The sequence below is a fragment of the Streptomyces sp. NPDC047079 genome, from assembly GCF_040643755.1.
GTDB lineage: Bacteria > Actinomycetota > Actinomycetes > Streptomycetales > Streptomycetaceae > Streptomyces.
Window position 1 is genome coordinate 66,127 of the sequence record NZ_JBEYUZ010000010.1, and the last position, 25,939, is coordinate 92,065.

Below are 25,939 nucleotides of genomic sequence, written 5' to 3' on the forward strand. Positions count from 1 at the left end.
CCTCAGGCGTCGGGCGGCACGGTCTCGAACTCCTTCTGCAGATCCCTGGTGTCCAGCCGCAGCCGCCATGTGTTGCGGCGGTGCACGGCCGCCAGTGCGGCCTGCAGCGGGGAGGGTGGCACCGCGAGGACGGGGCAGGTGGCGTGGGCCAGGCAGTAGCGGGCGACCGATGGCGAGAGCGCACGGTGCAGCCGACCCCGCCGTCCGGCACCGACCACGAGGATGTCGTCCTCCCGGCAGGCTATCCGTACGAGCACCCATCCGGGCGCGCGCCGTGCGACGAGTGCCTGCCCCGGAAGGCCGGTGCCCATGCCGCCGAACACCTCGCGCAGCGCCCCGACGAGCCTCTCCCGCGCCTGTCGCTCCCACTCCTCGACCATGACGGCCGCTGCCGGGGACCTACGGGCGACCTGGTCCCCGCCGGGCGGCTCCCAGGCCAGCACCGGCCAGAGCTCGGCCCCCCGGCGCCTGGCCTCGTCGGCGGCGCGGCCCAGAGCGGTGCGACTGCCCGGCGAACCGCTCACTCCCACCACGACACGAGCAGCTGAAGGCGCGCGGTACTCGGACATCCTTTTCACCGTTCTGCACACACACCGACCGAAGGCTTCCGGTCGGGCGATCCTCCTCGGAACCGCTTACATCTCACCGCGCCATGAGGCTTTCGAACAGGCCGTACGCCAGTTCTTGGCACCCTTGTGACGCCCGCTTCAGCGCCTCTCACCAGGCACATCGGCATCCCGTCAAGGTTGACCGATCTCCGTCAGCATCCCGTCAGGTCATGTCCAGGCTCTGGCTGTGCGGCCCCACCTCTCCCGCACCCCTCGGCGAACCTACGGCCGCCGGTTCCGTCTCAGCGCGCCAGTTGACCGCCACTTGTCGGGCCCGAGCAGGCGTGGATCCGCCTCGCCGAACCTGTCCTGCCCACGCTGACAGCCCCGCTCGGCCTCCTCAATGCCCCGGTGGCCCCGTGCACCGCCGACGCCGGTCATGCACGAGATCCCTGAACTCTGCGCGCAGCCAAGGCGTTCCAGTGCCGGGCCATGGCCCACTGGATGGGCGCGGAGGATTCGGACCCGACCCCCGCTCTGCCTGCGAACTCGGACTTGCCGTCAGCGGCTTCCCGGTCGAGCGGATCGTGTACCAGTGCAACGCCGAGTCACCGCGTGACCTGGGCACCGACCTGCTTCCCTCACCCACACTGACCGGGGCCATTCGCAGAAGCAGATGACCGGGCTACGACGCTGGTCCCGCCCTCCAGTGCCCGAGCCCGACACGCGTCACAACGGCTACGTGTCTGACCGGCGCGCCCTATACCTCGATGTGCGCCCATGATGACCGTGCGGTCGCGGGGGAGGCCGAAGTACTCGGCGGCGTCGGCCGTGATGTAGGAGGTGGCGATCAACAGCCGTTTTGCCAGGGCGCCATCGTCGGTGACCTGCCGCGCCGAAGGTCGATCTTCGACAGGAAGTAGGACGCCTGGTCGAGGTGCAGCGGTCCCTCGGTCCGGGACGGGTCGAGCAACGCGAGAGTGCCGGGCACGTCCGGGGTCTCCATGTAGCCGAACCGGGCGGTCACGTGGATGATCCCGTCGTCGCTGTAGCCGAGGTCGTCGATGACGACCCGCTGGTCGGCCGGGACGCGCGGCACGGGTTGGGTCTCAAGGGAGAGGATCACGACCTGGTCGTGCCGGACGTGGTTGTGCTCGACGTTGGCCCTCATGGCCAAGGGTGCGGTCAGCTTGCCCCGGTTGAGGAAGACCGCCGTGCCGGGGATCCGGAGCGTCGGCACCCTCCCGGAGCGGAGGTCGTCGACGAACTCGGGCAACGGACCTTCGAGCCGTGCCCGTTCGGCGGTGACCAGCTCGCGGCCGCGTTGCCAGGTCGTCATGACGGTGAACGCGGTGACGCCGATCAGCAGCGGCGGCCACGCGCCGTGGACGAGTTTGGTCATGTTGGCCGCCACGAACAGCAGGTCCACGAAGAGGAGTACGGCTGCACCGATGCCCACCAGCCACACGGGCGTGCCCCATTTCGCGCGGGCGACGTAGAAGAACAGCAGGGTGGTGATGGTGATGGTGATGGTGCCGGTGACGGCCATGCCGAACGCGAAGGCCAGCGCGGTGGAGCTGCGGAAGGCGAAGACAAGGGTGAGGACCGAGACCATCAGCAGCCAGTTGATCCAGGGGACGTGGATCTGGCCGATGGTGGATTCGGAGGTGTGCGCGATGCGCAGCCTCGGCAGGTAGCCGAGCTGGGCGGCCTGTGAGGTGACCGAGTACGCGCCGGTGATCACGGCCTGGGAGGCGATCACCGTGGCCGCCGTGGCCAGCAGGACCATCGGCAGGCGCCCCCAGGCGGGCGTGAGCAGAAAGAACGGGCTGCTGATGTTGTGCGGATCGGTGAGGATCTCGGCGCCCTGACCGAGGTAGCTCAGGACGCACGCGGGGCGACGGCGAGGACGGCGAGGGCGCGGTGGCCCAGGCCACCCACATGACCCTGAGAATGCTCGCCGAGCGCATCGAACAGCTCACCGGGCAGATCAATGAGCTGAACCAACGCCTGACCCAGCTCCTCGAACACCACGCTCCACAGCTCCTCGCACCGGTAGGCATCGGCCCGGACAGCGCCGTCACCCTGCTGATCACCATGGGGGACAACCCCGAGCGGCTGAACACCGAGGCGTCCTTCGCCGCTCTGTGTGGAGCCAGCCCCGTCGAGTACTCCTCCGACCGTCGGATCTCGCGTCGGCTCAGCCATGGCGGCGACCGGCAGGCCAACGCCGCCCTGCACCGGATCGTGCAGACTCGCCTGCGCTTCGACCGCGCACCCAGGAGTACTACGAACGCCGCATCAAGGAGGGCAAGACCCGACGCGACATCGTCCGATGCCTCAAACGCTACGCTGCCCGGGAGGTCTTCCACCTGGTCAAGCCCACACAGCCATGCCCCCGTCAGAGGGGCAGTCGTGATACGTGAGAGGGTCTGAGGCGTGAGTGAGACACCCCCGAACACCCTGCAATACCGCTTTGACGGGCCAGAAGACGCTCCGGTCCTGATCCTGGGTCCCTCACTGGGTACCACATGGCACAGGTTGTAGAGACCGTCTTCGGGCGTCCACGTCAGTCCAGGGCGGCCGCGTAACAGCAGGTCAGGCATCGCGGTCCGGGGGAGTCGACGTAGTTGGTGACAGACATGTGAGAGCGCCGGTGAGAGGTGCGTTCGAAAGGTAAGCCCCTACAGGCGCGGCCGGTGGGGCTTCCGGGCGGGTGTGCTGCCGCTCCGGCGTCGGCACCGCTGCCCCCGGGTTCTCCTCCCTGCGCCCTCGCGTCGAGTGCTCGGCGAATCCGGCCGGGGTCCTTGGCGACCAACAGCCATAGCCTTCGCCCCTGCAAAGTCGAACGCTCCGGGCGGCGTCTGAGGCGATGCCTGCCCCCGCCGAGGGGCGCACGGGCTTCTCGTCCGCATGCTGTTCATGGTCTGGAAGCTGTGACCTGTTCCGCCTGATGGACGCTGCCGGCCGACATCCGCCCCCTGCAGGCCCGCGAGGTGCGGGTGGGCCGCGAGACGCTCGCCCTCGGGTACGCGGGTGTGTACTCCGGTTTCCTCCGGCACGCCGTTGCCGCGGCGCGCTGTCATGGCCCGGACACCCGGCGCTCCTTGTCGAAGCCGGCCGGCGCAGGATGGCCGGCGGCCAGGCGGACATGATCACGGACATTGCGCTCGACCTCGCGGCGGCCGGTTGCGCCGACTGACGCGAGTGATCGGTGCGGTGGCTGTGGCTGTGGCTGTGGTGGCACCGGCGGGGCCGGTGCCACCGCTGTCCACGTCAGAGGACGGACGGCGATGTCAGCGGCTCGTGTCGGCGTCACCTTCGTCATTCGGAGGATCTTCCTGTCTCCTGGCGCCCGGAGGGGAGCCGTCCCCGTGCTCTTCCAGCAGCTCGAGAAGCGCGGCGTCCGCTCTCCTCTGATCTTCCTTCGTCAGCTCGACCGGTGCGTTGTTGTAAACGGTGTAGTGATCTGGATCGATGATGTTGGCGGCCCTCAAGCTGAACGTCAGCAGGGGGCGCCAACCCTTGCGGTGGCCGACCCGAACTTGTAGCTGGGCCTTGTAGTCACGGGCCTCCGGGAGGAATCCGGAAAACGGTGCCTCGAACTCGAGGAAGAGTTGTTGCGCTTCTCTGCCGGGCACGACGAATCCGGCGGGCAGTTTCGTCTCCTCGTCCGGCCCCGGTTGGAGCCGGGACGGCGAGGACACCCACAGGAGGGGGAGATGAGAGGCGGGCTCATCGGGGAAGGTCAGGATGAGGTCCTGCACGACGATCGGTTTGGGACCGGTGTTGTGCAGGACGAGAGGCAGTCGTAGGCGTGCCGTGGAACCGTGGACGATCGCCGCGAAGGAATGAGGTTCCCATGCCTGCAGGCGTCCCTGTCGGGCGTTGAGCCACCAGAACGACGCGACGGTGAAGAGCAGTGCGCAGACTGATACCACACTGGCGCCGGTAAGCGATGAGGACGCGATCTGATCCGCCGCGACCGTCAGCGGAACCACAGAGTCAGTCTGCCAGCCCCGCCGTGGGCTCGCTAACAGGACGAGTGGCCGCCGACAGTCTCCCGGAACGGGTCAGAGGCCGGCGAGGAGTACGAGATACCAGGCGACCAGGGCCGCGCATGTCACCGCGGGGAGGAGTTTGGTCAGCCCGTCGCCCTTGCGTACGTGCGTGGTCACGGCACCGGCGAGCAGCATCAGCAGTCCGATGCCGGCCAGGCCGCCGCACAGCGGTACGACCGGGCCGAGGGCCACGCCGATGGCGCCCGCCAGCTCCAGCCCGCCGATGACCCGGTAGGCCGCGGTGGTGAAGCCGGCGTGGGCGGCGAGATCGGGCATCGGACCCAGGGCCAGGATCTTGGTCGCGCCCAGCAGGGTGAAGATCAACGCGATGAGACAGGTCAGCGAGGCGGAGAGGATCACGAGGCGCCTTCGGGGGTGTGCGGGCGGCGGGCCTGGCGGCGTGCGGCTCCCAGGCCGGCGAAGTGGGCGATCAGGTCGGGGTTGTCGACCGTGGAGGGGTTGAGGACCTGCTCGGCGGGGGCGCCCTGGAGGAGGCGCTTGACCGGGACCTCGAGTTTCTTGCCGGTTCTGGTGTGCGGGATGGCCGGTACGGCGACGATCTCGTCGGGGACGTGGCGGGGTGAGGCGCCGGTGCGGATCGCGTCGCGGATCTTCTCGCGCAGGGACTCGTCCAGACCGACCCCGTCGGCGAGGACCACGAAGAGCGGCATCCAGTAGCCGCCGTCGGGTTCCTCCGCGCCGATGACGAGGGCTTCGGTGATCTCGGGGAGGTGTTCGACGATGTCGTGGATGTCGGCGCTGCCCAGACGTACGCCGTTGCGGTTGAGCGTGGCGTCGGAGCGGCCGTGCACGATCACCGAGCCGTGGGAGGTGAGAGTGATCCAGTCCCCGTGCCGCCACACGCCCGGGTAGGCGCTGAAGTAGGCGTCGCGGTAGCGGCTGCCGTCGGGGTCGTTCCAGAAGTTCAGCGGCATCGACGGCATGGGGCGGGTGACGACCAGTTCGCCGACCTGGTCGACGACCGGTCGTCCCGCGCCGTCGTACGCCGCGAGCGCCACGCCGAGGTTGGGGGCCGACAGTTCACCCGCCCACACCGGGGTGGTGGGGGCGCTGCCGGCGAAGCCGGAGACGACGTCGGTGCCGCCGCTGGTGGAGGCGAGCTGGACGCCTGCGCCGACGTGGTCGCGGACCCAGGGGTAGGCGGAGGCGGGCAGGGCGGAGCCGGTGCAGCCGATGACGCGGATCGCCGACAGGTCGTGCACGGCGGGTTCGACGCCGAGCTTGGCCATGGCCAGCAGGTACTGGGGACTGGTGCCGAAGACGGTGACCTTGTGGCGGGCCGCCAGCTCCCACAGGACGTCCGGGCGCGCCACCGGCGCGGGGCTGCCGTCGTAGGTGCACGTGGTGGCACCGGTCAGCAGGGTGGAGACGACCAGGTTCCACATCATCCAGTGGGGGGTGGTGTACCACAGCAGGCGGTCACCGACGCCCAGGTCGCAGTGCAGGCCGAGGATCTTGAGGTGTTCCAGCAGGACGCCTCCGTGACCGTGGACGATGCCTTTGGGCAGTCCGGTGGTGCCGGAGGAGAAGACGATCCACAGCGGGTGGTCGAACGGAACCGGGGCGATGGCGAGGTACTCGGCGCGGCCGGCCGCGTCCTCCCAGGGAACCGTCAGCCTCGCGGCCCGGGTCGCGGGCCACGCAAGGCCCAGGTGATCCACCAGGACCGTGGCCTTGAGCGTGGGAAGGGCGGCGGCGAGGTCGAGGGAGGCTGAGCGGCGGTCGTGACGGGTGCCGTTGAAGAGGTAGCCGTCCGCGGTGATGAGCACCGTGGGTTCGAGCTGGGCGAAGCGGTCGGCTGCGGCCTTGGGGGCGTAGTCCTGACCGCACACGGACCACACCGCGCCCAGGCTGGCTGTGGCGAGGAAGGCGATGACGGCGTGGGGAGTGTTGGGCAGGTAGCCGACCACCCGGTCGCCCTGTCCGACGCCCAGGTCGCGCAGGGTGGCCGCGACGGAGGCGACCTGGGCGCGCAGCTGTCGGCCCGTGATCTCGTAGCCGGAGCCGGTCTCGTCCAGCGCGGTGACCGCGGGGGCGTCCGGGTGCAGGTTGCGCAGTGCGTGGTGGGCGTAGTTGAGGGTGGCGCCCGGGAACCAGCGTGCGCCGGGCATGGCTTCCTCGGCCAGCACCCGCTCGTGCGGAGTGGTCGCGTCGACGTCGAAGTACTCCCACACCGCGGCCCAGAATCCTTCCAGGTCCGTGACGGACCAGTGGTGCAGGGCCTGGTAGTCGGTCGGGTCCGGAATCCCTTCGGCGCCCTGGTGTCGGGCGGCCCAGCGGGCGAAGTCCGCGATGCGGCTGCCGGCGGCCGCTTGGGGGTCGGGCGGCAGGAAGGGCTCCGGACACGGCGTGGAGTGCGGGATGGTCATGGTGTGGTGTTCCTCGTCAGGGTGCGGGCCGGGCTTCGGCGGGGCGGCGGGCCGTGTGCAGCAGGGAAGCCCAGGCGGCGGCGTCGGTGAAGTCGCCGGTGCCGGTGGGGACGGTGTCCAGTACGACGCGGTCGGGGCGCAGCAGGACGGCATCGGTGCGGCCGCGGGCCAGCCAGGCGGCCAAGGTGCCGTCGTCGTCCAGGTCGCCGACGTGGACCGTGGGTGCGCCCAGTGCCGTGGCCACGCCTGTCATCTGCGCGGTCGGCGGTACGGCGGTCAGCACGGCGAAGGAGTCCCCGAGGATGTCGTCCAGGCGCTCTCGCCTGCCGCCCTGCAGAACCCAGGGTTGGGGGCAGAAGGTGCCGGCCAGGGAGCGTCCGGTCAGGCGGGGGCGGCGCCGTACGAGTGGACCGGCGGTCAGGGCGGGGCTGAGGTCGCGGCTGACGGTCGCGGTCACACCGGGGAGGCGGCAGGCCGCGCCCACGACGGTCCGGCGGATGGCCGCGCCGCGGTCCTGGCCGCCGGTCATGGCCCAGCCGACGGCGACCGCGAGGCGGATCATGTGGCGGGCGTGCGGCTTGCGTTCCTGCTCGTAGGTGTCCAGCAGCCGTTCGTCTGCGCCCTTCTGGAGGACGTGGGCGAGTTTCCAGGTGAGGTTGCGGGCGTCGCGCAGGCCGGCGCACAGTCCCTGCCCGATGAAGGGCGGGGTGAGGTGCGCGGCGTCGCCGAGCAGGAAGACGCGTCCCCGGCGCCACCGGTCGGCGAGGCGGGCGCGGAAGGTGTACTGGGCCTGCCGGATCACCTCGAAGTCATCGTCCTTCGACCCGTCGGACGGCAGGTCCACCCAGGGGGCGACCAGATCGCGCAGGCGTTGCAGCCCCTGCGGGCCGTCCAGGGGCTCGCCCTCGTCCAGCCGGAACTCCCAGCGGTAGCGGTCCTCGCCGACCCGCATGTAGGTGGCCGGACGGGTGGGGCAGCAGATCTGCTCGGCGCCCTCCCAGGTGCGCACCGGAAGGCTGGTGCGGACGTCGATGACCCTCCAGCTCTCTTCGAAGTGCAGGTCCTCCCAGACGGCGCCGATGGCGTCACGGGTGATGCTGCCCGCTCCGTCGCAGCCGAGGACGGCATCGGCCCACAGGTGCTCCTCCTCGTCGCTGCCGTCGCGGCGGAAAGTGACCCGGACCGGACCCGTCGGAGCGTGTGATCCGTCGGTGTCCTGGGTGACCGACACGACCTCCAGCCCGCCCCACAGCTCGCACTCGGGGCGGCGCTTGAGGGCGGCGCGTAGCAGGCGTTCCAGCTCGGGCTGGTCGAACATGCTGGTCTGCGGGAAGCCGTGGTGGCCGTGCAGGGAGCGCGTGAACTCGGCGATCACGCGGCGCCGGGGGTCCAGCAGCCGCAGGCCCGGTGCCGGGCGCGCGACGGCGGCGAACTCCTCGTGAACGCCGACGCTCTGCAGGATCCGGCGGACCTCGTCGTCCACGACGACTGCGCGCGGCAGGGGGTAGATGTCGCTGTGGCGTTCCAGGAGCACGCTGGGCACTCCGCGCTGGGCGAGCAGGAGCGCGGCGGTGACCCCCACGGGCCCCGCGCCGATGATCACTACCGGGCTGCGGGCGGCTGCGGCGCTCACCTTGCGTCCGCCACAGGGTTCCGTTGCTCGCCGAGGTCGATCCGCCCGTCCGGGGTGGCGATCGTTGCGGTCACGACGTCACCGGAGTGCAGGTACAGAGGGTTCTTGGCCTGCCCCTTGAAGAACGCCTTCCACCTGACCGCAGGAGGGAGCAGCGCACTGATCTTCGCGACCGGTGCGGGCGGAGCCTTCAGGGCGGTGCCGCCGGGGGTGCCGGTCAGCAGCAGATCGCCCGGGTCGAGGGCCTGGAAGCGGGCGAGCAGGGTGAGCGCCTGGGCGGGCCGTACGATCATGTCGGCGAGGGTGCGGTCCTGGCGCGGTACGCCGTTGACGGACAGCCGCAGCCGCAGGTTCAGCAGGTGGGCGAAGTCCTCTGGCTCCAGCAGGGCCAGGTAGGGACCTGTCGGCGTGAAGGTCGGATAGGACTTGCTCTCGTAGAACTGGGTCTTGGTCAGCTGGACGTCGCGTGCGCTGACGTCGTTGGTGAGGACCAGCCCGGCGACGAAGCGCGGCAGGTCCTGCTCCTCCACGACGGTGCCTACGGGCAGGGGCGCGCCCATGACGAGGCCGAGTTCCACCTCGTAGTCGAGGAAGTTGACGTGCGCCGGGCGGATGATCGTGTCGTGCGGGCCGGTCACGGAGCCGGACGCCTTGCGGAAGAAGGTGGGCGGGACGTCGCCGGTGAAGCCGGAATCCTTGGCGTGGCTGCGGTAGTTGACCATCTGGGCCACCACCCGGGACGGGGTGGTCACAGGGGGCAGGGCCACCAGGTCGGCGACCGGCGTGCCGCTTTCGCCGGAGGCGGCGGCCTCACGGACGGCGTCCCGGTCGGCGAGCAACTCGGCGGTGGTGACGGCCTTGGTCTCGACGCGGACGGCGCGCTCGTCGCGGACGGCCCACCAGCCGTCGGGGGTGCGCAGAACGTTGGTACTCATGAGCTCATCGCTTTCATCAGGCCCAGCAGGCGTGCGGGGTCGAGTTCGTTGTCGCCGCGCAGGGCATGCATGACCTCGCGCAGCTTGGCGGGTGACGGACTGGCGCCGAGGAAGTCGCGGGTGACGGGCGGCCCCCACTGCGCGAGACCGCTCGCCGACATCGGTGCCCAGCCGGGTTCGAGGTCGCAGGAGAACAGGTCGCCGTCGGCGAAGTGCTCCAGCATGAAGCGGTCGGGGTCGCGCCAGTAGTCGAAGAGCTGGCTGCCCTGGATGTGCCGGCCGATGCCCCAGCTGCGCCGGTATCCGCGCTCGGCGAGGTACTCGCCGCCTGCGGCTATCGCGTCGAGGTCGGTGACCTGGTAGGCGGAGTGGACGTACCCGGTGCCGGGCCCAAGGTGCAGGGCGAGGGTGTGGTGGTCCACGGGCAGGCTGCCTTGGTCGCAGCGGATGAACGCCATGGTTGGCCCGCGCTGGCGCTGCCCGTCCAGGAACAGGAAGTCGGACACGATCATCCCGAGGGTGTCCAGGTACCAGTCCAGGGCCCGCATGAACACCCGCGTCTCCAGCACGACGTGCCCGAGCCGCTGGATACGCGACGGCTCGCGGGGCGGCCGTTGCGTGGCGTTCGCACGACGGTTCTCGGCGCCGGTGTTGAGGATCAGGGGCCGCTGCTCGGGCAGAGCGGGCAGCCGCTCGGCGCAGTGCACGACCCGCACCGGGAAGCCGGAAGGGTCGAGCAGGGCGACCGCCTGTCCGCCGCCGGGTACGTCGATGTCGCGGACGTCACTGCCGGTCGCGCGGGCAAGCCGGTCCAGATCGGCCCGTTCGGCCGCGCGGAACGCAGGCCCGACGAAGCGGGAAGCCTGCCCGCGCCGGATGACCATGCACGGTGAGTCGGCGAAGGTGCCGCGCAGCCACAGCTCCCGCTCGGTGCGGGCGGCGATCTGGAAGCCGAAGTCCTGGGCGAACACCTCGGCCCGGTCCAGGTCCGGCTTCTCGAACTCCAGCCAGGCCAGGTCCGCCACCTTGATGATGGGGTTCCGGGACCGGCCGGGATGCTCACCGCGCAGGGCGCCAAGCTCACTGTGGAGATCTTGATGGGGCGTTTGGAGATCGGCCCTGTTAACGGGGGTGTGGGACATGGTGCCCTCCAAGCAACACTGCCGTAATGAGGAAATCATCAACTTTGCCGTTGCCCACCGTCAATAGAGCAGAACCAAATATTTGATGGAATCATCAGTCATGCGGGTGTCATCGGAGCGAGCGCTACACTCGGTCGTATGCCGACGTCAGCCCCGCCCCGCAACCGCTTCGAACGGCGCCGCGCCGAAACCCGTCAGGCCCTCATTCGTGCGGCTCGGCAGATCCTCGCGGAGACCGGGGACACCAGCGCCAGCATCCAGGCCATCGCCGAGCGCGCGGATGTCGGTTTCGGCTCCTTCTACAACCACTTCGAGTCCAAGACGGAGCTGTTCGACGCCGCGGTGACGGACGCGCTGGAGGAGTTCGGCCAGGTCATCGACGAGCGCGTGGAAGGGATCGAGGACCCCGCCGAGCTGGTTGCGGCGGGTTTCCGGCTCTCCGCCCGGATGGCGGACTCCCACCCCGAGCTCATGCGGATCCTGCGCGACCGCGGCCTGGCTCATATCCACTCCGACCGCGGCCTGTCGCCACGAGCACGTCGTGATCTGGAACGCGGCATCGCCTCGGGCCGCTTCACCTGCGACAACGCGACCACAGCCCTGTCCGCTCTGGGCGGCACCCTGCTGTCCCTGGTGGCGTTGAGGCTGGCCCGCCCGGACCTCGACGGCGATGAGGCCGCCTCCGACCTGGCGGAGATGGTCCTGCGCATGCTCGGTCTCCCGCCGGAGGATGCGTACGAGGTCACCCGGCGCCCGCTGCCCGATCTCGCCTGACCGCCAGACAGGCAAGGCCCGGGGCGGATGTTCCGAAAGCCCCGGCGGACACGGGCCGGGGTGAGCCGTGCGGGCCCGGTCGGGCCTCTTCCAAGGACGGTGCAGATCCGCCGCGGGGTCGGAGCTGGGTGTGGGCAGCAGGTAGGAGCCGCGTCCGGCGGCCTCCCGCCTCGAGGGTGCGGAGCCTGGTCGAGTCCAGCCCATGTCTGTTTCATCAGCCGGAAGGCGTGCTCAGGTTGAATCTCCTCGAAACGGCCTGCCGGTGCACGTCGACTTCCTCGCCGGTCAGGCCGGTGCGTTGAGGACCACAGCCAGAGTGGCGGCGGGTCTCACCGCCGGGCAGGCGGTCGGCCTGGATGCGGATCAGCTGCCCGCGATGATGAGGAGTTCGCCGGTGTGGTCGATCCAGGCGGCGCAAGTGGCCAGCCGTTCAGAAAGCTGTTCTCAGATGGCCGGCATACCGATTCCTTCGTCGAGCCGGTCGACGAGGATCATCGCCACGTCGTCCGCCAAGCGGCCTTCGGGTGTGGCCGGTCAAAGCCTGATGCAGTTGCGCGAGAAACTCCTGAGGCGTGGTGCCGGAGTTGATCGACTCCATGGCCTCCGGCAGAGGGAAGAAGCCGTTGCCGGGGTTGCGGGCTTCGATCACGCCGTCGGTGTAGAGGAGCAGACGGTCCCCGGGTACGAACGGATAGGTCTCTGGCTTCTCGGGAGGGCTGGGGATCAGGTCCTCCAGGCCCAGGGGCGGGTGCGGCAAAGTGGGCATCAAAGCCTGGGTTCGGCCCTTGTGGAGTACCAGCGGAGGCGGGTGGCCGCGGTTGACCAGGTGCACCACGGGGTCGTCGTTCGGCACCTGGGCGATGAGTGCGGTGGTGAACCGCTCCGTCAGGGCCTCCTCGGGAAAGGCGCCCGGCACGGCGGCCTCCCGGCGCAGCGCGGCCGCGCAGTGGTTCATCACCCCCACCAGGTCGTCCTCGTAGTGCGCGACCACCCGGAACGCGCCCAGCGCCACCGCGACCGCATGCATGCCGCTCAGCCCCTTGCCGCGGACGTCGCCCACGATCATCCGGACGCCGTACGGCGTCTGCACGGCCTCGTACAGATCACCGCCGACCTGCGCCCCGGTCCCTGCCGCCAGGCACAGGCTGGCCGCCCGCACCGGGCCAAGGCGCTCGGGCACCGGCCGCAGAATGACCTCCTGTGCGGCAACGGCGATCCGGCGGACCTCGTCGAGCTCGCTCCTCCCCGTGACGCTGCTGGTGATGAAACCGGCCACGGAGACCAGAGCCAGTGCCAGGAAGTTGGTATAGACCAGCAGAGTGCCCCATGCCTGGTTGTAGGTGGCCGTGGTGATGCTGACCGCCAGTGCGAGAGCCACCGCCAGGGCCGTTCGCCTGGGGCCCAGCGTTACGGCCGCCAGCGCCGGTACCGCGGCGAGAAAGGGGCCGGTATAGAGGAAGTGAGCTGGGGTGAGCTCGATGATCAGCACGGCCAGCGCGATCACAAACGGCACGCACTGTGCCAGCGCGAGCAGGGCCCTGCTTTGACCGCCCGCTCCCGGTCGGCAGGGTGAACGGAAGAGCGACACCACCAGCCTGCATCGCGACGCTCTGGCGGCCTCCCACGGGACCAGACTCCGCCAAGTGAAGCGCTCATAGGCCGCTCTCTTCCGAACCCCACAGGCGTCTTTCGCTGGCCAGACATAAGACCGCCCTTGTCGCGGAAGTCTTGGCTCCTTGCCACCCGAGATGTCGTGGGGGTATGGGATGGCGTCGATGCGGACGGTCCCAGAAGCGCGGCAGAAGGCCGCGGCAGTGCCTCATCGGCAGAACGCGGCCAGGGGCGCGGGTTTGTCGGTGGACTGTCTTGCGGGCCATCACGCACGGGACTGAACACGACAGACCCGCATTGAAGATGGCTACACACGCAAAATATCTCGGATCCGGAGCGCAGCGACCTGGGGTGCTACGCCGGCGGCGACGAGGAACGCGGTCGCGGCGGCCTCACCCGTGGGGTCCGCCCAGGTGGACGCGGTGTTCTCCTCGGCGAGGGCCAGCATCAGTGCTTCCAGCGCTTGTGCGAGGACAGGTGCGGGGACGTGGTTAGCGAACACGCCTTCGTGCTGGCCACGTCGTATGGCCGCGATGGCCTCTTCGCGGGCAGGTGCCAGGGTGGCGCGGATGGCCTCCTCTCCGAGGTGGCGGCGACCGAGGGAGATGAGCATGCGGTACTGGTCGCCCACCGCCCATGCCGCCAGGGCCATCCGCGCCATCGCCTCCAGCGGATCAGCACCCGGGATGCGGGTCAGGGCGAACGCTTGTTGAAGCGCCTGGGCTGCTTCCTGCGTCAACTCGGTGATGAGCGCATGTCGGTTGGAGAAGTGTCCGTAGAAGGTGCGCCGCGCGAGGCCGGCCGCCACGGCGATGCTGTCGAGACTCGCGTCCGGGTCATCCCGCAGTTTCCGCCGAGCGGTGGCGAGGATGCGCTGACGGTTCGCACGAGCGTCGCTGCGCTGCGGCGCGCGGCCCGGGGCGTCGGTCGTCTGCATGGTTCTATCTCTCCACGGTTGCCGGAAAGCCGTGGGCGCCGGTGCTCCCTCACGCACCGGCGCCCACTCACCCCTGCCCAGGGTGGCTTGGTGTCCTGCTGACGGGCGTCAGGGGACGAGGATGAGGCGGATCGGGTCGCCGATCTTGTTCTCCAGTCGGTGGACGGCGTCGGCGGCCTCGATGAGCGGGATGTGGTCGGTGATGGAGGGGGCCAGGTCGAGGCGGCCGGCCGCGGTCAGCTGCACCAGCTCGGAGACGGACTCGGGGAAGCCGCCGTAGTGGCCGCGGACCTGCTTCTGCAGGTAGTTGAAGGTCAGGCCCTCGGTGATGGTCAGTGGCCGAGGCGTGATACCCACCAGGATCAGGGAGCCGCCCAGGCCGAGGACGGAGGCGGCCTGGTCGCGGACGGCGGGGACGCCGGCGCAGTCGAAGGCGAAGTCGAGGCCGCGTCCGCCGGTGGCGGCGCGGACCTGGTCGGCGAAGTCGGGGGCTGCCGGGTCGAGCGCGAGGTCCGCGCCGAAGGCCAGGGCGCGCTCGCGGGCGCTGGGCAGCGGGTCGACGGCGATGATCGGGGCGGCGCCGACCAGGCGGGCGAGGCGGACGTTGTGGGCGCCGACTCCGCCGACTCCCCAGACGCCGACGGACTGGGCGGCACGGACGCCCGCGGTGGCGACGACGGCGGCGTAGGGGGTGGAGACGGCGTCGGGGATGATCGCGGCCTGGTCGAAGGGGAGGCTGTCGGGGATGGGGATGAGGGTGTCCTCGCGGGCGATGACGTACTCGGCCCAGCCTCCGTCGTAGTCGATGCCGGCGGTGAGCATCTGGCTGCAGGGGCGGCGGCGCACGCACCCGGCGCACGTGCCGCAGGTCTTGCCGGCCTCCAGGGTGACGCGGGTGCCGACGGGCAGGCCGCGCTTGAGGTCGGGGCCGAGCGTGTGGATGACACCGGAGACCTCGTGGCCGACGGTGATGGTGTCGGAGGTGGCGAACAGCGGGACGAGGGAGCCGTCGAGCAGGTGGACGTCGGAGAGGCAGACGCCGGCGGCCTTGACCTCGATGAGGACCTCGCCCGGGCCCGGCACGGGGATCGGGACCTCTTCCACGGCGAACTTCTTGCTGTCCAGGTGGAAGCGGCCGGCGAGCATGGTGTCCATGGTGATCTGCTTTCTGTGAGCGGGCACGGCCCGGTGGTTCGGGCCATGGGTGCCATGGGGTGTCTGAGTGGCTGGTGGGGCCGGGAGGCGTGCGGAGTGGCAGGACGAGGCCGCACGCCTCCCGGCGGCTGGGGGTCAGCGCGCCTTGACGGCGTGCGCCGGTCAGGCGAAGACGTCCTGCTGGTAGCGCTCGTCCGCTTCGAGCTGGGCGAGCCACTGCTGGGCGGTCTCGTCGTCGCTGCCGGTCTTCTGGCGGTGGATGGCGGCGAGTGCCTCGCGGACGGCGGGGGCCATGCGGCGGCCGTCACCGCAGACGTAGATGTACGCGCCGTCCTCGATGGCCTGCCACACCGTGTCGGCGGCCTCGGCGATGGCGTTCTGCACGAACCGGGCCGGGTGGCCGGTGACCGCCGAGTAGGCGGTGTGCACCTGGGCGATCCCGGTCTGCTCCCAGTCCTGCATCTCCTGCTTGTAGAAGTAGTCGTGTTCCGGGTGGCGGCAGCCGACGAAGACCTGGGACAGGCCCACCTGGGTGCCGTTTGCGTGCTGTGTCGCCCGCTCCTCCAGGAAGCCGCGCAGCGGCGCGATGCCGGTGCCGGGGCCGATGAGGATCAGCGGCGTGGCGGGGTCGGCGGGCGGGGCGAACGTCGGGGAGGGCACGCGGACGTAGCCGTAGACGACGTCCCCGGGCTCGAGGCCCGCGATGTAGGCGGAGCAGGTGCCGCGGTACTGGCCGTCGCCGGACAGGGCCGGGCCTTCCAGCAGGCCGACGGTCAGGCGCACATGGCGCGGGTTGGCCGACGGGGCGGAGGAGATGGAGTAGAAGCGCGGGCGGATGGGGCCCATCATCTCCAGGAAGACCGCCAGCGGCAGCTCGACGGCCGGGAAGCGCTCCAGCAGGCCCAGCACCGAGATGCGCTTGCCGAGGATCTCCTTCTGGTAGCGCTCCTCGGCCTCCTGGGTGTCGGCGGTGTACGCCTGGAGCTGCGGCCGGGTCCACGGGCACTCGGTGTACTCGGCGAGCGTCTGGATCTGGGAGCGGGTGGCCACGTCCTGCAACTCCAGGAACTCGGTGAGCAGGATGCCGGCGGTGACCGGGGTGCCGACCGGCAGGTGGGTGCGGCCACCGGCCGGCTGGTCGAGCCGGAGCACCTGGTCGTAGTCGACGCCGAGTCGCCTCAGTGCGCGCTCCACCAGGGCGAGTTCGTTCTTGGCGAAGACGGCCAGGTGGTTGCCGGTGTCGTAGGTGACGCCCTCGGGCAGCTCGAAAGTGATGGACTTCGCCGACGGGCGCGGCGGCTCGATGCTGAAGTCCCACAGGCCGGTCGCGTCGGCCACGAGTTCGTCGTTGGTCACCACGGTGAGCGGGTACGCCTGCTCGGAGACGATGGCGGGACGCACGTCGGACTCGGTGAGCAGCTGGACCTGGTAACGGGGGCCGCTCGCCTGGGAGGTGTCGGCGGCGTATTCCTCGGCCAGAGTGGCCCACAGGGTGTTCATCCACCGCGTGGCCATGCCGTCGAAGTCACCGGCGGCGTCCGCGATGCCGCGCTCGACGATGGGGGTGGCGCCGGCGGCCAGCAGCCCTTCCTCGATCCGCTTGGGGAATGCCTGGTAGGTGGCCACCCATTGGGTGTTGCCGGCGCCCAGCAGCGCGTACCGCACGTTCGACAGCGAGCCCTCGGGCAGCCCGGCGGCGAGCAGGTCGTCGAAGTGCTGAGCGTTGTCGGGAGCCTTGCCGTTGTAGCTGGCCGCCACCACGGCGAGCAGGCCCTCGGTGGGCAGATTGTCGCCCAGCTCGTCCAGGCTCACCAGCGTGGTGCCGAACCCGGAGCGCTCACCCCGGTCGGCGATGGTGCGCGCCAGGTCCTCGCACGAACCCAGGCTGGAGCCGTAGGCGACGGTCAGGTTCACACCGACACCGCTGACCGCTGCCTGCGCCTGCGTGTCGCCGGTCTGCTGGTCCGCGGCGCCGAAGACGGTCCGCTCGTGCTCCTGACGGCGACGGACGATCAGCTCGAAGTTGCCGGGCTTGCGCGTCAGCGCCTCCCGCACGTCCATCTTGTAGTCGCTGGTGTCCGAGAGCTTGAACTTCTGCAGTACCAGCGCCAGGGCCAGGCGGGCCTCGGTGAGTGCGAACTGACGCCCGATGCAGGCACGAACGCCGTTGCCGAACGGCTTGTAGGCGTGCGGGTGCTGCTGGGCGCGGTTCTCCGGCAGCCACCGGTCGATGTCGAACTCGTCGGGACGGTCCCATGCCTTGGGGTGGGTGTGCAGGGGACCTTCGAGGATGTTGACCCGCGTGCCCTTCTTGAGAAGGTAGCGGCCGCCGATGACGGTGTCCTCGAGCGGGGCCTTGCCGAACGCCGGGATGGGAGCCCACAGGCGCAGGGTCTCGTCCAGGATCCGCGGGATGACGTCCAGCTGCATGATCGTGTCGTAGTCCGGGACGGTGTCGCCGGGCATCAAGCGGTCCACCTCGGCATACGCCTGGGCCAGGACGTGCGGGTTGCGCATCAGCGAGTACGTGGCGAACGACAGCAGACCACTGGTGGTCTCGTGACCGGCGATCAGGAACGTCAGCACCTGGTCGCGGACGTTGTCGTCGGCCAGCAGCTTGCCGGTGTCCGGGTCCGTGGCCTCCAGCATCAGGCCCAGCAGGTCCTCCTCACCGGTGCCCTTGCCCTCGCGGCGCTCCTTGATCACGCTCTCGACCAGGTCCTGCATCAGCCGGATGTTGTCGCGGTATTTCCGGTCGTCCGCCTTGCGCAGCTTGGTCATCATCGGCAGCTCCTGGGAGCGCCGCAGCGACTCGATCAGTGCCTCCAGCAGCGCGTTGAGGAAGGGGTGCAGTTCCTCCTTGTCGAAGGACTTGAACCGGTAGCCGAACCCCGACAGGGCGATGGTGTCCAGCGTCAGGCGGGTGTAGTCGTCGGTGATGTTGACCGGCTGACCCTCCCTGCACTCCCACTTGCCCGCCAGGTTCTGGGCGATCTCCAGCATCTGCCCGAAGTACGCCTTCATGGCCCGCTGGCTGAACGCCGGCAGCAGGACACGGTGTGCCATGCCCCATTCCTCTTCGTGCTGGTGGGCCGTGAACAGGCCCGCCCCCGCGAAGTCCCGGACGTGATGCAGCGGCGTCTTGTCGATCTGCTTGAAGAACCGCGTCTCGTCGCAGACCTCGGCCACCAGGTCCGGGTCGTAGACGAAGACCTGCTCGATGCCGGCGATGTCCATGCCGTAGATGCCCTCGGGGAACTGCTTGGACAGCTCACCGAAGTACTCCACCGGATTGGTGTCGGGGATCTGCGGCGTATTGCCGAGGAGGGGGATCCCGCGCGGGGACCGGATGGGGCGAAGATCGTTCGCGGAGTGCGTAGTCATGTCTTGCTCCTTTGTGTGGAGAAGGGGGAAGGGCAAGGGCGCCGGTCGATGCCGTGATGCACGACGAGAACCATACGTCGTATGGAATTGAAACCGTACGCAGTACGGAAAGCGGAGTGCAACCCGAACGGGCAGGTGGCCGGTGTGAGGAAGCTCATTTCCGTACGACGTATGGAACTGGTACCGTACGTGGTATGGAAAAATCGAGGCGTCCCCCGCGGGGCACAAGGAAGAGAGACGTGCCTCTGACGGAGGCCGGGATCTACGCCGCCGCCCTGCGGCTCATCGACGAGGACGGGGTCGAGGCGCTCACCATGCGCAAACTCGCCACCGCGCTCGACGCGAACCCGATGTCGCTGTACCACCACGTGCCGAACAAGGAAGCGGTGCTGCGCGGCGTCACGAGAATGGTCGGCGCCCAGTTCCGCACCGTGACGCTGGAGGACGCGCCCTGGCAGGAGCGGATCCGCCTGCTCGCCACGGACTTCCGCACCCTGGCGCACCGTCACCCCGAACTGATGGCCTACTCGTTCAGCCACCAGCCCGACTTCATCCAGCCCGACGACCCGTTCTGGACCGCCCTCACCGCCATCGTGGCCGCTGCCGGCGTGCCGCAGTCAGAGGTCTCGGAGATCGCCGCGCTGATGGCCGCCGTCGTCATCGGTGTCCTCACCGCAGAACTCAACGGCGCACTCCACCAGTGGTCGACCCTCAAGTCCCACGGCCCTGAAGCCGACGAAGACGGGGCCGCGGACGCGGACCCTGGCTCTACGAGTGCGGGCCCTGAAGGCCCTGACCAGGACCACATGTTCCGTCTCGTGATGGACACGCTGATCACGGGCCTGGAAGGCCGCCTCACTGCCGGTCGTGACGGCCGGCATGCTGGCCATTGAGCCAGTCCGCCTGAGGCGCGCTGGCAGTCGGGCGCTATCAGGCTGCGACACGCCGGAGTCACCCCGTCACATCAGGTGAGACCGCCCGGCGGGGTGGTTCCACATCCAGCCCCTACACGGCAGCCGTATGCCGACGCTGAACCGTGAAATGACCATGGTCCTTGGCTTGTTCCTGGTCTCCCTCTGAGGGGGGAGACCGTCGGCCTCGTCGAGCTGAATCACCCGCGTCATCCGTTCACCGAGGCGGCTACGCCGCCGAGTGCTCCCGCCCGTGAGCGCGAAGTGGCGCCCCGTACCGGATGAGACCTCCCCGATCTCTCGATTCGTTCTTTTCTCTCTTCCTCCATCCCCCATTCGCTGTCCGGAGGGCTGCCCCCATGTCCCAGAACGCCACCGTCGCTGCTTGCGGCGCCGAGACCACAGCTGAGAAGGTGCCCGATCTGTCGCACCGGCGTCGCTGGTGGATTCTGTTGGTCATTTCCCTGTCGATGCTGATGGGTGTCCTCGACGGCACCATCGTGAACATCGCCCTGCCGTCCGCCCAGCACGTCCTCGGCTTCTCGGACGCCGACCGGCAGTGGGTGGTCACCGCCTACGCGCTGGCCTTCGGCAGCCTGCTGCTGCTCGGCGGCAGGGTCGCGGACCTGGTCGGTCAGAAGGTGACCTTCCTGGTGGGGCTGGCCGGCTTCGCGGCCGCTTCCATGGTGGCAGGCGCGGCGAACGGCTTCGTCATGCTCGTCATCGCGCGCGCCGTCCAGGGCCTGTTCGCCGCCCTGCTGGCCCCGTCCGCGCTGTCGCTTTTGATGACCACCTTCACCGATCCGCGCGAGCGGGCGAAAGCCTTCACCGTCGCGGGCTCGATCGCCGGTGCCGGCGGAGCCGTCGGCCTGATCCTCGGCGGGGTGCTGACCCAGTACCTGGACTGGCGCTGGACCATGTACGTCAACGTGGTCTTCGCGGGCGTGGCGTTCGTCGGTGGCGCGGCCTTGCTGCACCGCACGCCGCGCGACACGTCCTCCAAACTCGATGTCCTCGGCACTCTGCTGGTTTCCATCGGCCTGTTCTGCCTGGTCTACGGGTTCTCGAACGCCGAGACGCACCGCTGGGGCTCGCTGGCGACCTGGGGCATGCTGGCGGCCGGAGCCGTGCTCGTGGCCGTCTTCGTGTGGTGGCAGACCAGGGCGGAGAATCCGCTGCTGCCCCTGCGAGTCCTGCTGGACCGCAACCGCGGCGCCTCCTTCGCCGCCCTCTTCGTCACCGGCGCGGGCATGTTCGGCGTGTTCCTGTTCCTGACCTACTACCTGCAGCAGAGCCTCGGCTACAGCGCCCTGAACACCGGCTTCGCCTTCCTGCCCCTGATCGTGGCCTCGTCGTCCGCCTCCGCGGTGGCCAACAACGTCCTGGTGGCGCGCATAGGACCGAAGCCGGTGGTCCCGCTGGGCATGGCCATCGCGGCCGCCGGCCTGGTCTGGATGACCACGCTGGACCTGGGCAGCGGATACGTGACGCAGGTACTGCCCCAGCTGGTGCTCGTCGGCATCGGGCTGGGCACGGTCATCGCACCCGCCATGAGCCTGGCCACCTCCGGCGTGGAGGCCACCGATGCCGGCGTCGCGGCGGCTGCTGTCAACACGCTTCAGCAGGTAGGCGGTTCCATTGGCATCGCCTTGCTCAGCACGATGGCCTCCGACGCAGCCACCGGCTACCTCGCCGGCCGCAATCCCAAGAACCCCGGCGTGCTAGCTCAGGCCGGCCTGGAGGGCTATTCCACGGCCTACTGGTGGTCGGCGGCTGTCTTCGTCACCGGCCTGGTCGTCACCGCCCTGCTCTACCGCCGGGGTGTACCCCAGCAGGATGAGAACGCTGCACCTGTCGTGCACATGTAGCGGAACAGGCAGTGCCCCTGAGGGCCCACCTTCGAGGGGCGTAGCCCCCGAGCTCGTGGTCGACGCATCCGCTCACCGCATAGCTCCGTCCGTCGTCGCGCCTACAGGGAATCCCATGCCGGGAATCCAGCGGACTCCTTCTCGCTCAGCTCGGCCCAGACCGTCTTGCCGTGTCGGGCGTGCCGCGTTCCCCAGCGCTCGGTGAACTGAGCGACCAGGAGCAGACCCCGTCCCCCCTCGTCGTAGGTGCGGGCCCGGCGCAGGTGAGGGGTGGTGCTACTCGTGTCGGAGACCTCGCACACGAGGGCACGGTCATGGATCAGGCGCAGCCGTATGGGAGGACGACCGTAGCGGATGGCGTTGGTGACCAGTTCGCTGACGATGAGCCCGGTGGAGAACTCGACCCCCTCCAGGCCCCAGCTGCTCAGCTGTTGAGCGACGTTCGACCGGGCCCGGGACACGCAGACGGGGTCAGCGGCCAAGTCCCAGCTGGCGACTTGGCGAGCGCCCAGGACATGGGTGCGTGCCAGGAGCAGCGCGACATCGTCGTGTGGTCGATCAGTCGGCAGCAGGGCTTCGAGCACGGTGTCGCAGGTTGCTTGCAGGGAGGAAGCGGGCTGTGCGAGGGCTTGGCGGAGCAGGGCGATACCCGCTTCGACGTCGTGGTCGCGGCCTTCGATCAGGCCATCGGTGTAGAGGGCAAGGACGCTGCCTTCGGGGAGGTCGTACTCCGCCGCTTCGAACGGAAGGCCGCCCAGGCCCAGCGGTGGTCCGGGTGGCAGTTCGAGGAGGTCGGCGGTTCCGTCAAGGCCCACCACGGCGGGCAGCACATGCCCCGCGCGGGCAAGGACGCACTGGCCGGAGACGGGGTCGTAGACGGCGTACAGGCAGGTGGCGCCGATGTCCCCGGCCTCTTCGATGGTCGGGTCATTGGAGGATTCGGCGGACAGGCGGATGACGACGTCGTCCAGGTGAGTGAGGAGTTCGTCGGGCGGCAGGTCGATGTCGGCCAGGGTGCGGACCGCTGTCCGCAGCCGCCCCATGGTGGCGGCGGCGTGGATGCCGTGTCCGACCACATCGCCCACCACCAGGGCGACGCGGGCTCCGGACAGGGGGATGACGTCGTACCAGTCGCCGCCGACGCCGGCCTGGGCCCCTGCGGGCAGGTAGCGATAAGCGATCTCCACGGCCGACTGCTGTGCGGTGTGCTGCGGGAGCAGGCTGCGCTGCAGGGTGAGGGCAGTCGCGCGCGCGTGTGTGTAGCGGCGGGCATTGTCGACAGCCACCGCCGCCCTGGCGGCGATCTCCTGCGCGAGGAGCAGGTCCTCGTCGTCGAAGGGGTCGGGGTTGCGGTACCGGATGAAGTGCGCGACGCCCAGGGTGGAGTCTCGGGCCCGCAGCGGCACCACCAGCGTCGAGTGGGTCCGGTGGTCGTCGGCGTCGCCGGCGTCACGGGGCGTTGGCGGGCCGGTGTGCCGGGAGGGCTGACCGGTGTCCAGGGCGCGAGCCGACGGTGAACCGCGCGGGCTGACGTGAAGCTGCTCAGGTCGGATCGTCGATTCCGGGTCGCCCTCCATCACTGATCGTTGAGTGACCCGCCGGAGCGTCGGAAGGCGGCTCACAGGGCTGTCATTTTCGCGCAGCACGGAGTCGAGCAGGTCGACGGTGACGAGGTCGGCGAAATTCTCGGTGGCGAGGTCGGCCAGCTCTTGGGCGGTGCGGGCGATGTCCAGCGTGGTGCCGATGCGCATGCTCGCCTCGTTCACCATCGACAGCCGCCACTGCAGCCGCCGGTCCCGTTCCCGCTGGTAGACCGCCACGCCCTGCTCCGACATGCGATCGACGTACCCGGCCATCGTCGCGATCAGCTTTCGCGTCGCTGCACTGATCAATTCGGCGTCGTCGGTCAGCCGGGGCATCTCTTCGAGTAGCCGGTCGAGCATGACACCTTGCCCCAGCCGGAAGGACCGCAGTATCACGCTGACGGGTGTCCCGTGCCGAGCAAGTCGGCGCGCGCGGTCCGGGTCTGCGGCCGGCGTTTCGATCTGGTCCGGCTCGATGCCGTGTACCAGGCCGGCCAACGCCGCGAGAACATGTTCGGTGACGTTCTCTGCCGTCATGCGGGCTACGTCGGGGTCTTCCCAGACCTCGGGGACTCCACGTTGCAGGCACCGCTCGACGTCATGGATCAACTGGTCTGCCCGCAGGCTGACCTCACGCGCGGCACGGGACACGAGATTGTCCGCAGGGAAGTCCACAAGACGACGTTACGCTGCACCGGCCTGTACAGCCCGTCAGCGTTCGGGGAGCGGGGCCCAGTGTGCGCACGGTCGGCGTTGATGCCGCTCACTCAAGCGAGATCTCTTCATCGGAACAGCTGCTCGTCCCAGTAGGAGTCCATGAGTCGAGCAGTTCAGCAGGCTCGGCCAGCACTACGGCTGACCGCTCCGTCCCTGCGGCAGAGCCTGCCGATGAGCGGCGAGCTACGGAGCGCGGGAAGGTGGGCGATGCGACGCAGGTAGCGGGTTGCCGCGTGGCGGCTGGTCTCACCGGGGCGGGTCGGCCGCGGAGTCGCGGCGAACATCCTGACCGAGGCCGGCTTCGGCCTGGCCGCCCTCGACGCCACGACTGCGGACATCCACTCACCATGGCGGTGAACACCGAGGCGCAGACGTCCGTGTGCCTGCCTCAGGTCGCACCATGCCAGGACTCACCCTTCGGCGAGGAAGTGCGCCAGCAAGCGGTCGAAGTCGCTGTGGCCGAGCTCGGCCCCCCGGGGCACCACTGCCTCCGTTTCCTGCAGGAACGCCTTGAATTCCTGCGCTGGGGCCTTGAGCAGGGCCGTACCGGCCGGCGGGTTGAGAAGGATGTACAAGTCGCGGCAGCCCTCCTCGCCGGCGGGCCATATGCGAACGTCCCCCTCGCTGGCGGGGCCCTCCAGGCCCTCGATCAGCACATCGCGCCCGATGATCCATTCCACCGGCTCGTCGCTGTCGACATCGGTGGTGAAAGCGGCATGGACCACATAGGGATCACTCCGCTCGTACCGCAGATTCATGATCACGGGCAAGGACGTCGCATGCACGCCGACAAGCTTCACAGGCAGCCCCTGGATCACAGTTCTCAATGACTTCATTGGGTCTTACTCCTGGTGCTTCGAGTCATCCGGGAAGTGCTGTCGTCGGATTCAAAGGGGCTGCACAGACGGGGTTACTGCGAGGACCGGTGGCGATCGGCACGAGGACACCCGCAGGAGCAGTTCTTCGTGCCGTCGCCAGGGTGCCCGGGCGACGGGAGCAGCCGAGGTCACCACTGCCGGCCGGGGCGATCTCGGAGATGTGGCCAACGGTGGTTGCCGGACAGAGGGCGCCCTTGGCCTCAGCGATCGACGCTGCACCGGTCGTGGTGGTAGTGAACCGACTCTTCACGGTCCCTACCTCGACGCCGGCCGCGGTTGCCGGGGCCCGGTCACGCAGGACAGAGCCGTCCTTGGACCGGAACGGCACGCTGTCCGAGTCCGAGGAGACGCACATGACCACACAGGTGCCCTGCTCGGAATCGATGCCAGCAAGGGCCACCACTGGTGGGTCGCCATCGACGACACCAGAGCCACCATTGCAGGGCCGCCGGATACCGGCCCTTCCGGCGGCGTCACTCGTCGCAGGCCGACCGTCAGCGCAAGGGAGAGTCCACGGTGGGCGTCAGCAGGATCTCCTCGAGGCCGACGATCGCGCCGATGTCGAAACCCTCCATGTCCGCGCGGAATTCAGGACTCGACAGGTACGCCTCCAGTCGTTCCCGCACGTCGTCGGCGTCCCGGTAGGACACGAGGGCGTACAGCCGGGGGGTGTCGCTTCCGGGTGCCGCGGGCGCTGTCCAGACGCCGTGGGTGGTGATCCGGTGCTTGGCCATACTGGGAATGTGCTGGGCCCAGATCTTCTCGTAGGCGGTGAGCGCGTCGGAGCTGTGCAGGGTGTAGACGCGAAGCTGGTACTGGGGCATGACACTGGTTCCTTTACTTCTGAGCATGGATGGTCGGCGGTCAGCCTCGGGGGAGGAGGTGTGCCAGTTCGGCATCCCAGTCGATGAGTCCGGACTCGGTACCCCGTGGCACCAGAGCCTGGGTGTCCTGAAGGAAGGACGAGATGTCCTGCACGGGGACCTCGAGCAAGGCGGTGCCTCCGGAAGAACCGAGGGCGATGTAGATCGACTCGTCACCCCGCCCTGCGGCCGACCAGATCCGGACGTCCGCGTAACCTGCGGAACCCTCCAGACCGTCAGCCAGAAGATCCCGCCCCAGGACCCATTCGACCGGCTCGTCGCCGTGGACGAAAAAGGCGGCACGGACGACGTAGGGATCTGCAGGCTCGTACCGCAGCCGCATGCACAAGGGCTGTGAGTAGGTGCGCGAGACGACGAGCTGCGCGGTCACCGCCCGAACCACGGTCCTCGAAGACTCCATGGGCATTCACTCCAAGGCACCCCCTTGCCTCGGCTGTGGCCCGGCGCTCGTGGCGCCAAGCACGCATCGAATCAGGAGGTGTTCAGCAGGGCCCGGGTGCCGGACAGCATCGGCGGACCGCGCGGGTC

The 25,939-nt window shown here is 69.4% G+C and carries 20 protein-coding genes and 1 pseudogene; 5 read left to right on the plus strand and 16 right to left on the minus strand.

Going from position 1 to position 25,939, the window contains the following annotated elements; translation table 11 throughout:
* Positions 1 to 2: 2 nt before the first annotated feature.
* Positions 3 to 569 carry a universal stress protein gene (locus tag ABZ823_RS15830; RefSeq protein ID WP_361659477.1) on the minus strand — a complete coding sequence of 189 codons (567 nt, stop codon included), beginning with the start codon at positions 567 to 569 and terminating at the stop codon, positions 3 to 5.
* A gap of 829 nt (positions 570 to 1,398) precedes the next feature.
* Complete coding sequence (locus tag ABZ823_RS15835; protein WP_361659841.1) at positions 1,399 to 2,433, minus strand: KUP/HAK/KT family potassium transporter; 1,035 nt, start codon at positions 2,431 to 2,433, stop codon at positions 1,399 to 1,401.
* A 38-nt stretch (positions 2,434 to 2,471) separates the two neighbouring features.
* Between ABZ823_RS15835 and ABZ823_RS15840 the strand changes: the two genes are divergently transcribed.
* Together ABZ823_RS15840 and ABZ823_RS15845 are read left to right on the plus strand one after the other, a co-directional pair.
* Positions 2,472 to 2,984, plus strand: coding sequence for a transposase (locus ABZ823_RS15840; protein ID WP_361659480.1), 513 nt, complete (start codon positions 2,472 to 2,474; stop codon positions 2,982 to 2,984).
* 499 nt (positions 2,985 to 3,483) lie between these two features.
* Positions 3,484 to 3,750, plus strand: a pseudogene (locus ABZ823_RS15845) (4-hydroxy-2-oxovalerate aldolase); the annotation flags it as partial.
* A gap of 94 nt (positions 3,751 to 3,844) precedes the next feature.
* On the opposite strand, the gene ABZ823_RS15850 reads toward ABZ823_RS15845, so the two are convergent.
* From ABZ823_RS15850 to ABZ823_RS15875, 6 genes are all read right to left on the minus strand, one after another.
* Positions 3,845 to 4,549 carry a hypothetical protein gene (locus ABZ823_RS15850; RefSeq protein ID WP_361659483.1) on the minus strand — a complete coding sequence of 235 codons (705 nt, stop codon included), beginning with the start codon at positions 4,547 to 4,549 and terminating at the stop codon, positions 3,845 to 3,847.
* A gap of 72 nt (positions 4,550 to 4,621) precedes the next feature.
* Positions 4,622 to 4,969 carry a DoxX family protein gene (locus ABZ823_RS15855; protein ID WP_361659486.1) on the minus strand — a complete coding sequence of 116 codons (348 nt, stop codon included), beginning with the start codon at positions 4,967 to 4,969 and terminating at the stop codon, positions 4,622 to 4,624.
* Positions 4,966 to 6,999, minus strand: coding sequence for an acetoacetate--CoA ligase (locus ABZ823_RS15860; RefSeq protein WP_361659489.1), 2,034 nt, complete (start codon positions 6,997 to 6,999; stop codon positions 4,966 to 4,968). The genes ABZ823_RS15855 and ABZ823_RS15860 overlap by 4 nt, the downstream gene beginning before the upstream one ends.
* A 16-nt stretch (positions 7,000 to 7,015) precedes the next feature.
* A complete protein-coding gene (locus tag ABZ823_RS15865) occupies positions 7,016 to 8,632 on the minus strand; it encodes a bifunctional 3-(3-hydroxy-phenyl)propionate/3-hydroxycinnamic acid hydroxylase (protein ID WP_361659491.1) in 1,617 nt (538 codons plus the stop codon).
* Positions 8,629 to 9,567 (minus strand): fumarylacetoacetate hydrolase family protein, encoded by a 939-nt coding sequence (locus ABZ823_RS15870; protein WP_361659493.1) that lies wholly within the window; start codon positions 9,565 to 9,567, stop codon positions 8,629 to 8,631. The genes ABZ823_RS15865 and ABZ823_RS15870 overlap by 4 nt, the downstream gene beginning before the upstream one ends.
* A complete protein-coding gene (locus ABZ823_RS15875) occupies positions 9,564 to 10,709 on the minus strand; it encodes a VOC family protein (protein ID WP_361659496.1) in 1,146 nt (381 codons plus the stop codon). Before ABZ823_RS15875 ends, ABZ823_RS15870 begins: the two co-directional genes overlap by 4 nt.
* A gap of 138 nt (positions 10,710 to 10,847) precedes the next feature.
* Between ABZ823_RS15875 and ABZ823_RS15880 the strand changes: the two genes are divergently transcribed.
* Positions 10,848 to 11,483 (plus strand): TetR/AcrR family transcriptional regulator, encoded by a 636-nt coding sequence (locus tag ABZ823_RS15880; protein WP_361659499.1) that lies wholly within the window; start codon positions 10,848 to 10,850, stop codon positions 11,481 to 11,483.
* Positions 11,484 to 11,913: 430 nt separating this feature from the next.
* On the opposite strand, the gene ABZ823_RS15885 is transcribed toward ABZ823_RS15880, so the two are convergent.
* The 4 genes from ABZ823_RS15885 to ABZ823_RS15900 all read right to left on the minus strand — a co-directional run bounded on the left by ABZ823_RS15885 (position 11,914) and on the right by ABZ823_RS15900 (position 18,570).
* Positions 11,914 to 12,987, minus strand: a complete 1,074-nt coding sequence (locus tag ABZ823_RS15885; RefSeq protein WP_361659502.1) for a PP2C family protein-serine/threonine phosphatase — start codon at positions 12,985 to 12,987, stop codon at positions 11,914 to 11,916.
* A 414-nt stretch (positions 12,988 to 13,401) separates the two neighbouring features.
* Entirely contained in the window at positions 13,402 to 14,031 is a 630-nt protein-coding gene (locus ABZ823_RS15890; RefSeq protein WP_361659505.1) for a TetR/AcrR family transcriptional regulator, read from the minus strand.
* Between the two features lie 108 nt (positions 14,032 to 14,139).
* Entirely contained in the window at positions 14,140 to 15,186 is a 1,047-nt protein-coding gene (locus ABZ823_RS15895) for a zinc-binding dehydrogenase (RefSeq protein WP_361659844.1), read from the minus strand.
* Positions 15,187 to 15,348: 162 nt separating this feature from the next.
* Entirely contained in the window at positions 15,349 to 18,570 is a 3,222-nt protein-coding gene (locus ABZ823_RS15900) for a cytochrome P450 (RefSeq protein ID WP_361659508.1), read from the minus strand.
* Positions 18,571 to 18,809: 239 nt separating this feature from the next.
* Between ABZ823_RS15900 and ABZ823_RS15905 the strand changes: the two genes are divergently transcribed.
* The gene (locus ABZ823_RS15905) at positions 18,810 to 19,463 is read left to right on the plus strand and encodes a TetR/AcrR family transcriptional regulator (protein ID WP_361659511.1); all 654 of its coding nucleotides are present in this window, start codon (positions 18,810 to 18,812) and stop codon (positions 19,461 to 19,463) included.
* A 377-nt stretch (positions 19,464 to 19,840) separates the two neighbouring features.
* Entirely contained in the window at positions 19,841 to 21,349 is a 1,509-nt protein-coding gene (locus tag ABZ823_RS15910) for an MFS transporter (RefSeq protein ID WP_361659514.1), read from the plus strand.
* Positions 21,350 to 21,450: 101 nt separating this feature from the next.
* On the opposite strand, the gene ABZ823_RS15915 is transcribed toward ABZ823_RS15910, so the two are convergent.
* The 4 genes from ABZ823_RS15915 to ABZ823_RS15930 form a co-directional block, all read right to left on the minus strand.
* Positions 21,451 to 23,607: a SpoIIE family protein phosphatase gene (locus tag ABZ823_RS15915; protein WP_361659517.1), complete on the minus strand. Its 2,157-nt coding sequence runs from the start codon at positions 23,605 to 23,607 to the stop codon at positions 21,451 to 21,453.
* Between the two features lie 452 nt (positions 23,608 to 24,059).
* Positions 24,060 to 24,449, minus strand: a complete 390-nt coding sequence (locus tag ABZ823_RS15920) for an SsgA family sporulation/cell division regulator (protein WP_361659520.1) — start codon at positions 24,447 to 24,449, stop codon at positions 24,060 to 24,062.
* 572 nt (positions 24,450 to 25,021) lie between these two features.
* Complete coding sequence (locus ABZ823_RS15925) at positions 25,022 to 25,351, minus strand: NIPSNAP family protein (protein ID WP_361659523.1); 330 nt, start codon at positions 25,349 to 25,351, stop codon at positions 25,022 to 25,024.
* Positions 25,352 to 25,391: 40 nt separating this feature from the next.
* Positions 25,392 to 25,811, minus strand: coding sequence for an SsgA family sporulation/cell division regulator (locus tag ABZ823_RS15930; RefSeq protein ID WP_361659526.1), 420 nt, complete (start codon positions 25,809 to 25,811; stop codon positions 25,392 to 25,394).
* Positions 25,812 to 25,939 lie beyond the last annotated feature (128 nt).

What these genes read in the sequence shown, in the direction of transcription:
- ABZ823_RS15890 (WP_361659505.1), bottom strand. Translation starts at nt 14,031, where the DNA reads ATGCAGACGACCGACGCCCCGGGCCGCGCGCCGCAGCGCAGCGACGCT.
- ABZ823_RS15895 (WP_361659844.1), bottom strand. Translation starts at nt 15,186, where the DNA reads ATGGACACCATGCTCGCCGGCCGCTTCCACCTGGACAGCAAGAAGTTC.
- ABZ823_RS15860 (WP_361659489.1), bottom strand. Translation starts at nt 6,999, where the DNA reads ATGACCATCCCGCACTCCACGCCGTGTCCGGAGCCCTTCCTGCCGCCC.
- ABZ823_RS15875 (WP_361659496.1), bottom strand. Translation starts at nt 10,709, where the DNA reads ATGTCCCACACCCCCGTTAACAGGGCCGATCTCCAAACGCCCCATCAA.
- ABZ823_RS15870 (WP_361659493.1), bottom strand. Translation starts at nt 9,567, where the DNA reads ATGAGTACCAACGTTCTGCGCACCCCCGACGGCTGGTGGGCCGTCCGC.
- ABZ823_RS15910 (WP_361659514.1), top strand. Translation starts at nt 19,841, where the DNA reads ATGTCCCAGAACGCCACCGTCGCTGCTTGCGGCGCCGAGACCACAGCT.
- ABZ823_RS15830 (WP_361659477.1), bottom strand. Translation starts at nt 569, where the DNA reads ATGTCCGAGTACCGCGCGCCTTCAGCTGCTCGTGTCGTGGTGGGAGTG.
- ABZ823_RS15880 (WP_361659499.1), top strand. Translation starts at nt 10,848, where the DNA reads ATGCCGACGTCAGCCCCGCCCCGCAACCGCTTCGAACGGCGCCGCGCC.
- ABZ823_RS15930 (WP_361659526.1), bottom strand. Translation starts at nt 25,811, where the DNA reads ATGGAGTCTTCGAGGACCGTGGTTCGGGCGGTGACCGCGCAGCTCGTC.
- ABZ823_RS15900 (WP_361659508.1), bottom strand. Translation starts at nt 18,570, where the DNA reads ATGACTACGCACTCCGCGAACGATCTTCGCCCCATCCGGTCCCCGCGC.
- ABZ823_RS15925 (WP_361659523.1), bottom strand. Translation starts at nt 25,351, where the DNA reads ATGCCCCAGTACCAGCTTCGCGTCTACACCCTGCACAGCTCCGACGCG.